This is a genomic window from Cupriavidus sp. HPC(L), assembly GCF_000307735.3.
GTDB lineage: Bacteria > Pseudomonadota > Gammaproteobacteria > Burkholderiales > Burkholderiaceae > Cupriavidus.
The window spans coordinates 1-10,880 of sequence record NZ_AMPR02000070.1; the positions used below are offsets into that span (position 1 = coordinate 1).

9 protein-coding genes and 1 pseudogene are annotated in these 10,880 nt (G+C 66.8%); 7 read left to right on the plus strand and 3 right to left on the minus strand.

Annotation, left to right across the window (positions count from 1 at the left end):
* Window positions 1-1,823: bifunctional diguanylate cyclase/phosphodiesterase (locus B551_RS05815; protein WP_023263657.1), on the plus strand; the 1,823-nt coding region annotated here is incomplete at its 5' end.
* A gap of 392 nt (window positions 1,824-2,215) precedes the next feature.
* Entirely contained in the window at window positions 2,216-3,127 is a 912-nt protein-coding gene (locus B551_RS05820; protein ID WP_006578463.1) for a DMT family transporter, read from the plus strand.
* A gap of 15 nt (window positions 3,128-3,142) precedes the next feature.
* On the opposite strand, the gene B551_RS05825 is transcribed toward B551_RS05820, so the two are convergent.
* Window positions 3,143-3,460: a hypothetical protein gene (locus B551_RS05825; RefSeq protein ID WP_023263658.1), complete on the minus strand. Its 318-nt coding sequence runs from the start codon at window positions 3,458-3,460 to the stop codon at window positions 3,143-3,145.
* Window positions 3,461-4,108: 648 nt separating this feature from the next.
* Between B551_RS05825 and B551_RS05830 the strand changes: the two genes are divergently transcribed.
* Window positions 4,109-5,059 (plus strand): antitoxin Xre/MbcA/ParS toxin-binding domain-containing protein, encoded by a 951-nt coding sequence (locus B551_RS05830; protein WP_043437616.1) that lies wholly within the window; start codon window positions 4,109-4,111, stop codon window positions 5,057-5,059.
* Between the two features lie 46 nt (window positions 5,060-5,105).
* On the opposite strand, the gene B551_RS05835 is transcribed toward B551_RS05830, so the two are convergent.
* A complete protein-coding gene (locus B551_RS05835) occupies window positions 5,106-6,260 on the minus strand; it encodes an asparaginase (RefSeq protein ID WP_006578200.1) in 1,155 nt (384 codons plus the stop codon).
* A 216-nt stretch (window positions 6,261-6,476) separates the two neighbouring features.
* Window positions 6,477-8,030, minus strand: coding sequence for a methyl-accepting chemotaxis protein (locus tag B551_RS05840; RefSeq protein WP_023263660.1), 1,554 nt, complete (start codon window positions 8,028-8,030; stop codon window positions 6,477-6,479).
* Window positions 8,031-8,396: 366 nt separating this feature from the next.
* Here B551_RS05840 and B551_RS05845 point away from each other — a divergent pair, with 366 nt between their 5' ends.
* The 4 genes and pseudogenes from B551_RS05845 to B551_RS05860 form a co-directional block, all read left to right on the plus strand.
* Complete coding sequence (locus B551_RS05845; RefSeq protein WP_006578202.1) at window positions 8,397-9,080, plus strand: PepSY-associated TM helix domain-containing protein; 684 nt, start codon at window positions 8,397-8,399, stop codon at window positions 9,078-9,080.
* 12 nt (window positions 9,081-9,092) lie between these two features.
* Window positions 9,093-9,671: a DUF2271 domain-containing protein gene (locus tag B551_RS05850; protein ID WP_043437619.1), complete on the plus strand. Its 579-nt coding sequence runs from the start codon at window positions 9,093-9,095 to the stop codon at window positions 9,669-9,671.
* Window positions 9,672-9,742: 71 nt separating this feature from the next.
* Complete coding sequence (locus B551_RS05855) at window positions 9,743-10,576, plus strand: DUF4198 domain-containing protein (RefSeq protein ID WP_043437622.1); 834 nt, start codon at window positions 9,743-9,745, stop codon at window positions 10,574-10,576.
* A 22-nt stretch (window positions 10,577-10,598) separates the two neighbouring features.
* A pseudogene (locus tag B551_RS05860) lies at window positions 10,599-10,880 on the plus strand (hypothetical protein); the annotation flags it as partial.

A 10,880-nucleotide genomic window follows, 5' to 3' on the forward strand; every position in this document is an offset into this window, starting at 1 on the left:
GCGCCGAACGCGCCAGGCAGTCGGCCGATGTGGTGGCGCAGCGGCATGCACGCCTGCTCGACCATGCACCGATCTGCGTGATCGCTTTCGACGGGCACGGCACCATCACGTCGATCAACCGGCCCGGTGAGCAGATGCTCTGGTACCAGGCGCACGAACTGGTCGGACGCATTCCATACAGCGCGCTGCACGAGCCGGGCGAACTGGCCGCGCGTGCCCGTGCCCTGTCCGCCGAGCTCGGCCAGCCGGTCTCCCCCGGTTTCGAAGCGCTGATCGCCAAGCCCCGCCTCGGGCTGGTCGACGAGCACACCTGGCACTACATCCGCAAGGGTGGCTCGACGCTGCCAGTGCAATTGACGCTGTTGCCGCTGTCCGACCCGGGCGGCGATGCCGGCAAGCGCCACGGCCAGTCAGGCCAGTCCGGCCAGTCCCGGCAGGACGGTGCCGGCGGCTATCTGGCGATCGCCCATGACCTGACGGAGCGCCGGCGCGCCGATGCCTATATCGATCACCTCGCGCACCACGACACGCTGACCGGCCTGCCCAACCGCGACTATCTGAGCGGACGCGCCGACGCGTTGCTGCAGGCGATCGGCGCCCGCAATGGCCGGGTCGCGCTGCTGCTGATCGATCTGGACCAGTTCAAGCGCATCAACGATTCGCTGGGCCACCATGTCGGCGACGACGTGTTGCGCACCATGGCGGACCGGCTGCGCGCCGCCGTGCGCCGCGCCGATCTGGCGGCGCGGATGGATGGCGACGAGTTCGCGGTGGTGTTGTCGGACATTGCCGACGACAGCGAGGCGGAACTGGCGGCCGCCAAGATCGTCGCGCGGCTGTCGGAGGAACTGCGGCTGGGCGGCGTCAGGCTGCGGGTGGTGCCGTCGATCGGCATGGCGCTGTTTCCGAACGACGGCAATACCGTCGCCGACCTGTTGCAGGCGGCCGATGCGGCGCTGCATGCGGCCAAGCAAGGCGGCCGCGGCCAGGTGCGCCGCTTCTCGCCTGACATGAAGGAGGCGTCGCTGGCCCGCTTCACCATCGAGGGCCTGCTGCGGCGGGCGCTGGCCGAGCAGGAATTCACGCTGCGCTATCAGCCGCTGGTCGATACCGCCAGCCAGCGCATCGTTGGCGTCGAGACGCTGATCTCGTGGCACACCCCCGAACGTGGCGCGATGCAGCCGGCCCAGTTCATCCCGATCGCCGAGCAGTGCGGGCTGATCGTGCCGATCAGCGAATGGGTGTTGGCCACCGCGTGCCGCGAGATCCAGACGCTGCGGATGCGCACCGGCGTTGACCTGGAGGTCGCGGTCAATATCTCGCCGCCGCACCTGCAGCAAGAGGACTTCCCCGCGCTGGTCGATCGCTGCCTGCGCGAAAGCGGCCTGCCGGCCCGCAATCTGGCGATCGAGGTCACCGAGGGCATCCTGATCGAGGGTACGCCGCAGACGATCGACGCCTTCCGCGGCATTCGCGCGCTCGGCGTGGGCCTGTCGATCGACGACTTCGGTACCGGCTATTCGGGGTTGAGCTATCTGACGCGGCTGCCGATCAACAAGCTGAAGATCGACCGTTCCTTCGTCGCCAATCTCGCCGAGGGCGACGGCAATGGCGAGGACCGGGCCGTGGTCGCGGCGATCATCGCGCTCGGCCATCAGTTGCGGCTGCAGGTCGTGGCAGAAGGCGTGGAAACCGCCGACCAGTTCCGCTTCCTGCGGGAACAGGGCTGCGACGCGGTGCAGGGCTTTCTGTTCGGCGCCGGCGTGCCGCTGGCGGAGTTGATCGAGCGCTGCGAGCGGGGCGTGGCGGTACAGGCCGTCTAGCGACGACGTGTCGGCGGCGCCCGCAGAAACGGGTACGTTTTGTCCCGGCATGCCGCCGGTTCGCGGCCGCCGTGCCGCCGCACCAAAAAAAGAAGCCGCCAGTTGCCTGGCGGCTCGTCGGGAATGCGTCGGAGGGGTCAATTAACTCTGGCGCAGGTCAGAGTTTAATTTCACTTAAGGCGTTTTGTCACTGCTTGTAATATTTACCCTTTCTTTTGTGGGGTCAAGCTGATGCCGTCGCGCAACAGTTGCGCCGTTACATCGGCAGAGCGGACGCCGGGACCATGCGGATGTCCGAAAACGGCTTGCCATTGGGCCGCGACGCGCGTCAAATCCGGCCATCTGCGCACATCCGCGCGCCTGTACCGGACGCCACGAGCGCCGATCCCGTCATGACCGCCGCCGATTTCCTCCGTCTGCTCTCGCTGTCCGCCATCTGGGGCGCCAGCTTCCTGTTCATTCGTGTCGGCGCGCCGGTGCTTGGCCCGCTGACCGCGGCCTTCGTGCGCGTGGTCATTGGTGCGCTTGCATTGGCGGCGATCCTGGCCGTACTGCGTATCCGCTGGGATATGCGTGGCAAATGGGTCCGCGTGATGATGCTGGGTGCGATCAACTCCGGCATTCCCTTCGTGATGTACTCGGTTGCCGCGCTGTGGCTGCCGGCCGGTTATTCGGCGGTGTTCAACGCGATGACGCCGCTGATGGGCGTGCTGATCGGCGCGTTGTTCTTTGCCGAACGGATGACGCTGGCCAAGGCCGCGGGCGTATTGATCGGCGTGGCCGGCGTGGCGGTGTTGACGCGGACCGGCCCGGTCGCGTTCAGCATGGAGGTGCTCCTCGGCGCTCTCGCTTGTCTTGCCGCGACCGCCTGCTATGGGCTGGCCGGCTTTCTGACGCGCCGCTGGATTGGCCAGCAGGGCGGGCTCGATGCGAGGCTGGTGGCGGCGGGGAGCATGGTCGGCGCGACACTGTTCCTGCTGCCGTTTTGCGTGGCGGCGCTTGTCCGCGAGAACACGCTGCCGGCCGCAAGCGCCGGCGTCTGGGCGGCGATGGCAGCGCTCGGCATTGTCTGCACCGCGCTCGCCTACATCCTGTATTTCCGGCTGATCGCCGATATCGGACCGGTGCGCGCGCTCAGCGTGACCTTTCTGATTCCGCCGTTCGGCATTGTCTGGGGCGCCGTGTTTCTGGGCGAGTCGCTGTCCTGGGCCCACGCGGTGGGCGGGGCGCTGATCGGCGTGGCGTTGTGGCTGGTGTTGAGGCCGGCGGCGGTGCCGGCGGTGCCGGCCGCGGGGCGGCCATGATCGGGCGGTGAACGATCATCGCGTGAGTTGGCGGCCGGCGGCCCAGGCCGCGGCGGCGCCGGCCTCGCGACTGCCATGTCCCGCAAGACCGGCGGCAACGTTGTAGCGCTCGCGCACCAGCATGATGACCTGCCGGGCATGCGGCAGGTCGCGCACGGCATCGTCATCGCACCGACCGGGAAAATCAACCTCCGCGCTCCAGTTGCAGCCGGTATGGTCGGGCCGGTGCACGCACACCGCGCGCAACTGGCAATCGTGGCAACCCGGCTGCTCGCGCAACTGCCGCGCCAGGATGCGTTTCAGTTCGGTCAATGGCTTGAACAGGCGTTCCATCGCGAAGCTCCATCAGTGGGCTGGCATGCGAAGCGGCGGACAGTCAGAGGAGGGCGCTCGATGCGCCGGCGCGGAACGCGCGCCGGGCGACGGATGTTCCGGCTGCCGCGCCCTGGCCGGGCGCCCGGAAAGACACGCCGTGCAGGGCACGGCGCCAGGAATAAAAAGGTGGCTTTGCTTGCCGACGAAGTTTGGCGATCAAGAAAGCGGGGTCTGGTTGCTTCCCTGATCCTCCGGCGACTGGCTACTGCCAAACGCTCCGCGGTACGGAGCGGTCCCCACAAAAGACGGTTGTCGGACGCCGCCAGGCGACGTCGCGGAATTCTTGCGGCAAGCGCTGGTGTCGCGCCACCGGCTGGTCTGCGCCTCGGTCCTGATACTCAGGTGTCGGCGTCGTCAGACAGTGATGCGATAGTAAATGAGAATTGATCTCATTACAAGTATTGATCGGGCGGAGATACTTTTTGTTACATCGGCGGCGAGGCGTGACGGCGACTCCGCCCGTGCAGCGTATCGCATGTTGACGTCACGAACCTGGCTCGGTACCCTTTGCTTAACAACTAACCCTTGAAACCGGCGTGGCTTGTCCATCCGGTGCCTGGGAGAAAAAGCCGGCGCAAGCCGGTTTTTTCGTTTCAGGGGACATCCATGCAGCGAGGGAAAATGGCGCCGAGTGCCCTGCGTACTCGGGTCTATGTGGACGGCTACAACTTCTACTATGGTTGCCTCAAGGGCACCTGCTACAAGTGGCTCGACCTCTTCCAACTATTCTCGCAGCAGGTCCTTCCTTCGATCCTCGTACAACGTGCGGGCGTACCGTGCCGGTCCGAGCTGCTGCCGGAAGCGATTCAATACTTCACGGCCAGAATCATCGAAACCGCGGCCAAGGCAGCCGATTCAGTCTCTTCGCAGGCACGCTATCACTCGGCATTGCGCAAGCTCCATGACGGCCGCATTCGAATCGTCGAAGGGTATTACTCGCTTACCAAAGTGAGAATGCCCCGTATCGATGAAGCCTGCCCGGGACGGTGGCCGCGCGACTGCGATCGGGTCCCGGTCTGGAAACTCGAGGAAAAGCAGAGCGATGTCAATCTTGCGCTGCATGCCTATCATGACGCCGCCTCCGATCAGATCGACCAAGCCGTCATCGTGTCGAACGATACGGATCTGATGCCAGCGCTTCGGATGATCCGCGCACACACGAAGGTGATCGTCGGCCTGGTCATCCCGACGCTCGATCGGCAGCGATTGCCGAATGCCGATTTGGCGGCCCATTGTCATTGGGTGCGCCGCCATCTCACCGTCGAGGAGCTGGCCGCTTCGCAGTTGCCGCGCGTGATCCATGGCGGGAAAAAGCCGACGGTCAAGCCGGATTCATGGCATGCGCACCCTGAGCTATTCGAGGAAGCGCTGCAATTGGCCACCGCGGTCCGGGGCAGCCGGTCGGCGGCATTTCAATGGTTCGATGCCCCCTCGCCGTATCTCGGTGGGCAGACTCCGATCAGTTTGATGACGACGGAGGCCGGCCTAAGGCAGGTGATCGCCTACATGCGGACCTGGACGGCGGAGCGCTCGCGCTGCCTGGGCGGGCCGGACTAACCCGGGCCTCGAGCGATCCGCCTTGGCACTTCAGTACCTCAGCGCATCAATACTTCCACAAGATCTTCTGCAGCTCGCGCGTGTCGTTCGTTTTGGTCAGCGCCAGCGCGGCCAGGATGCGCGCCTTCTGCGGCAGCTGGTCGTCGACCACCACCCAGTCGTACTTGTCGTCGGGCTGCTCGCCGTTGCGGATCACGATGCCGCTGCCGGTGCGCGAGGCGCGGATGATCTGTACGCCCTTGGCGCGGGCCGCCTTCAGCGGTTCGACCATGTATTCGCCGACGCTGCCATTGCCGGTGCCGGCATAGACGATCGCCTTGGCGCCGTTCCGGACCGCTGCGTCCACGCTTGCCGGATTCGCGTTGCCGTAGGCATAGACGATTGCCACTTCGGGCAGGCGGTCGATGCGGTCGATGTCCCATTCGGTCGCGGTGGTGTGCGGACGCGCCGGCAGGCGGTAGTACAACGTGCGGCCCTCGACCACATAGCCCAGCGGGCCGAACGGCGAGCGGAAGGTCTCGGTCTTGAAGGTATTGCTCTTGGTGACGTCTCGGCCCGTGTGGATCTCGTCGTTCAGCACCACCAGCGTGCCCTTGCCCTTCGACTCGGGGCTGGAGGCGACCAGCACCGCGTCGTACAGATTCAGCGCGCCGTCGGCGCCCAGCGCCGTACCCGGGCGCATCGAGCCGACCACCACCACCGGCTTGTCGCTCTTGAGCGTCAGGTTCAGGAAGTAGGCGGTTTCCTCGATGGTGTCGGTGCCGTGCGTGATCACGACGCCGTCGACGTCCGGCTGCTTCAGCAGTTCCGACACGCGCTTGCCCAGCTTGAGCAGGCGCTCGTTGTTGAAGCTCTCCGAGCCGATCTGGAAAATCTGCTCGCCCTTGACGTTGGCAACCTTCGAGATCTCCGGCACCGACGCGATGATCTTGTCGACCGGCACCACCGCCGACTGGTAGGCGGCGGTATTGATGGCCGAGGCGCCGGCGCCGGCGATGGTGCCGCCGGTGCCGACGATCACGATATTGGCCTTGCGGGCCTGGCTTGGCGCCGTCGCAGCGGCAGCCGTGGTGGCCGCCGAGGCAGCCGGTGCCGCAGGTGCGGCAACCGTCTGCGCATGGGCAGCGCCGGTGAGCAGTCCGGCGCAAAGCAGCAGCGCGGCGATCGGGCGGACGGGGTGAAGGGTGGTGGTACGGGCCATGATGCTCCTCTGGATGGATGGCTTCGCGTCGCCTTGTGAGCGCGCGGCCGTGTGCAACTGTCCTTGTTCGTATTGGATTCCCTGCGCCCGCCGGGCCGGCTGTTCACCGGTTCACGTCAAGCGCAGAGCGTGGACTATACACACGACGCCGCAGGCCATCCAGAGCCACCCAGCGGTTCTTTCAACGTACCGGGCCGACCCCACGCTCTGGGCGGATCAAGCCGCCAACCGGAACGTCCCCACCGCCCGGTGCAGCGCGTCGGCCTGGTCCTCCAGCGAAGCCGCCGCCGCGGCCGCCTGCTCGACCAGCGCGGCATTCTGCTGCGCCATCTGGTCCATCTGCGTGACGGCCTGGTTCACCTGTTCGATGCCGCCGGTCTGTTCCTCGGTGGCCGCGCGCATTTCGCCGATCAGGTCGGTGACGCGCTTGACCGCCTCGACGATCTCGCCCATCGCCTTGCCGGCGTTCTCGACCAGCGCCGAGCCGTCCTCGACGCGCTGCGCCGAGTTGCCGATCAGCGCCTTGATTTCCTTGGCGGCGGTGGCGCTGCGCTGGGCGAGGCTGCGTACTTCGCCGGCCACCACGGCAAAGCCGCGGCCCTGGTCGCCGGCGCGGGCGGCTTCGACCGCGGCGTTCAGCGCGAGGATATTGGTCTGGAAGGCGATGCCCTCGATCACGCCGATGATGTCGACGACCTTGCCCGACGCGTCCTTGATCTCGCCCATCGTCGACACCACCTGATGGACGATCTCGCCGCCGCGGACCGCGATCTCGGACGCGCCTTCGGCAAGCCGGCTGGCCTGCCGGGCGTTGTCGGCGGTCTGGCGCACGGTGCTGGTCAGTTGCTCCATGCTGGCGGCGGTCTCCTCGAGCGAGGCGGCCTGTTCCTCGCTGCGCCGCGACAGGTCGGCATTGCCGGCGGCGATCTGCTTGGCGGCGCCGGCGATCGAATCGGCCGAGCCGCGGATGGTGCCGATCGCACCAGTCAGCCGTTGCTGCATCTGCGCCATCGCGAACAGCACGCTGCGCTGGTCGCCGGGCGCGACCTCGACGCGGCTGGCCAGATCGCCTTCCGCGATCCGGCTGGCGATATGCGAGGTGAGCGCCGGCTCACCGCCAAGCTGTTTGTGCAGGCCGTTGGCGATGCGGATGACGACCAGGCTCATCAGCGTGCCGATCACCAGCAGCAGCCCCAGCGATTGCCACAGCGAGGCGCGGAAGGCCGCGTCGATGTCGTCCAGATAGACGCCGGAGATGAAGTTCCAGTCCCACGGCTTGAAGTTGGCGACATAGCTGAGCTTGGGCTGCGGGGCCTCCGCGTCGGGCTTGGGCCACAGGTAGTGGACGAAGCCGGTGCCCGGTCCCTTGCCGATCTCGGCGATGTCGCGGAACAGGTAGGTGCCGGCCGGGTCCTTGAAGTCGGCCATGCTCTTGCCATTCATCTCCGACTTGATCGGGTGCATCACCACCACGGTGTCCGAGCGCATCAGCGTGAAATAGCCGTCGCTGCCAAAGCGCATCGCCTTGACCTTGTCGACGGCGAATTCCTTGGCCTGCTCCACCGTCAGCTTGCCGGCCTTCGCTTCGGCCTCGTAGGCCTTGACCACCGACAGCGCCGTTTCGGTGACGTGGACGAGGTCGGTGCGGCGCTCGTCCAGCCGCATGTTGCGCATCTGCCAGGCGTCCCACAGCAGCAGCGCCAGCAGGCACACCCAGCTGAGCACCAATGGCAGCAGCAATTTCTTTCTCAAGCTAAGACGTTCCAGCATCGTGTTTCCCCGTGGTCCACCGTAAAAATTGTGTTTGTCCGGGGCATAACGGCGGACCGGCGGACAAACTTGACCGGGACCGGCCTAGGGCTTTCCATGAGTGCAAATGCCGGCACAATCATGTCCGTACGCGTAAAGTTACATGCACTTACTTACAAAGTGGGTCCGCGTGAAATGCGCTGTAATACGGATTGATCACGTCTGGATTGCAGGACCAAATGAGAACAATTATTCTTTCGGTCTCCTGAAACTCCCGTTGCGACGGGTCCACGAGGACGGCCAACGTCCGCGCAGCGCGCTGCGCCCCGTCCCGCACGCCGCATTGCCCCGGCGACAAGCAACACGCAGTGGCGCCGGAACACAGTCATGACCCAATCCCGTCTGGACCCCCGCCTGGACCCGCCCCTGGAAACACGTCTGGGCGCGGCGCAGCAACGCCGGGCGTTCTGGCTCAAGCATCTGCACCAATGGCACTGGATCAGCTCCGCGCTCTGCCTGATCGGCATGCTGCTGTTCGCCGTGACGGGCTTCACGCTGAACCATGCCGGCCAGATCGAGGCCGAGCCAAAGGTCGTCAGCCGCACTGCCGAGGTACCGGCCCCGGTGCTGGCGGCGTTGCAGGCCCGGGAACCGGCGCTGGCCGGCCAGGACAAGGCCCCGGTCCCCGCGGAGCTGGCGGACTGGCTGCGGCGCGAATTCGACATCGATGCGCAGGGGCGCGAGGCCGAATGGTCCGCCGACGAAATCTACGTGGCGCTGCCGCGGCCCGGTGGTGATGGCTGGGTCAGCGTCGCGCTGGACAGCGGCGAGGCGCAGTACGAACTGACCACGCGCGGCTGGATCTCCTATCTGAACGATCTGCACAAGGGCCGCAATACCGGTGGCGCCTGGAGCCTGTTCCTGGACGTGTTCGCGTTCGCCTGCCTGGTGTTCTGCGTGACCGGGCTGTTCCTGCTGAAGCTGCACGCCGGTGGGCGCGTCGCCACCTGGCCGCTGGTCGGCCTGGGGCTGGTCGCCCCGCTGCTGCTGGCCATCCTGTTTATCCATTGACGAGGTTCCTGTATGCGTCGTTTGCTTAGCGTCTCCATGACCGGCCTGGGCGGCCTGACCGGCCTGGCGGCGATGTCGTTCGCCACGCCCGCCGCGGGCGCGGAGATCCAGGTCAAGGTCGAGATCCCGCGCCTGAGCGTCGCCGAATATCACCGCCCCTATGTGGCGATGTGGCTGGAGCGCGCCGACCAGACCCCGGTCGCGACGCTGTCGGTCTGGTACGACGTCAAGCTGAAGGACGCCGAGGGCACCAAGTGGCTGAAGGACATGCGCCAGTGGTGGCGCAAGGCCGGCCGCGACCTGCAGATGCCGGCCGACGGCATCTCCGGCGCGACGCGCGCGCCGGGCGAACACACCGTGACCTTCACCGACGGCAAGGCGCCGCTGGCGAAGCTGCCCGCCGGCGAATACCAGCTGGTGGTCGAGGCCGCGCGCGAGGTCGGTGGCCGCGAGTTGGTGCGCGTGCCGTTTGCCTGGCCGCCTGAAGGTGCCAAATCCGATGCCAAATCCGGTGCCAAATCCGGTGCCGGGTCCGCGCAGGCGAAGGGCCAGCACGAGCTGGGCGCCGTCACCGTCAGCCTGAAGCCATGAGCGGCGCGCGCTGCGCCGCCGTCCGCCGCATTCCTTTCGACGCTTTCCGATCCCGTGCCCTGGAGCCCTCGATGAACCGTTCCGCGATGTCCCCAATGTCCCTCTGCGCCAGGCTGTCCGCGCTCGCCCTGGTTGCGCTGCTGCCGCTGTCGGCGCACGCCCACCGCCAATGGCTGCTGCCGTCGGCCACCGTGCTGTCGGGCAGCGACCCGTGGGTCACCGTCGACGCCGCGGTGTCCAACGACCTGTTCTACTTCGAGCATTTCCCGCTGCGGCTGGACAACCTCAGCGTCAGCGCGCCGGACGGCAGCCCGGCCAAGGCCGAGAACCAGAGCACCGGCCGCTATCGCAGCACCTTCGACGTGCATCTGACCGCGCCGGGCACCTACAAGCTGGCCGTGGTCAACAATGGCCTGTTCGCCAGCTACAAGGAGAACGGCCAGACCAAGCGGTGGCGCGGCTCGGCCGAGGATTTCGCGCAGAAGGTGCCGGCCAACGCGCAGGAGCTGCAGGTGACCCAGTCGGAGAGCCGGCTCGAGACTTTCGTGACCGCCGGCAAGCCGACCACGCAGGCGTTGAAGACCACCGGCCGCGGGCTGGAGCTGGCGCCGGTCACCCATCCCAACGATCTGTTCGCGGGCGAGCCGGCCAACTTCCGGCTGCTGCTCGACGGCAAGCCGGCGGCCAATGTCGAAGTCGAAGTGGTGCCGGGCGGTAACCGCTATCGCGACCAGCTTGGCGAGATCAAGGTCAAGACCGATGCCGACGGCAAGTTCAGCGTCAAGTGGCCGTCGCCGGGCATGTACTGGATCGAGGCCGAGGTGCGCGACGACAAGGTCTCGCTGAAGCCCGCCAAGGCGCGCCGCGCGGCCTATATGGCGACCTTCGAGGTGCTGCCGCAGTAAGCGCGGCGGATTGGACTTCCCGATGCTGCCGATGTCCGCCGCCGCGGCGCCTCGCACGCAGTCCGCGCCGGCGTCCGCGCCTGCCTTCGCTGCCCGGCGCGTGCTGGTGCCGCTGCGCTTCGATGCGCCACCGACACTGCCCGAGGGCGCGGTGGTGCTGCATCGATGCGGCGGGCAGACGATGGGCACGACCTGGTCGGTGCGTTGCCTGATTGCGGACGATCACGGGAAAGAGGGCGAGGCCGCCGCGATCGCAGCCGGCATCGAAGCGCTGCTCGCGCAGATCGTCGCGCAGATGAGCAAC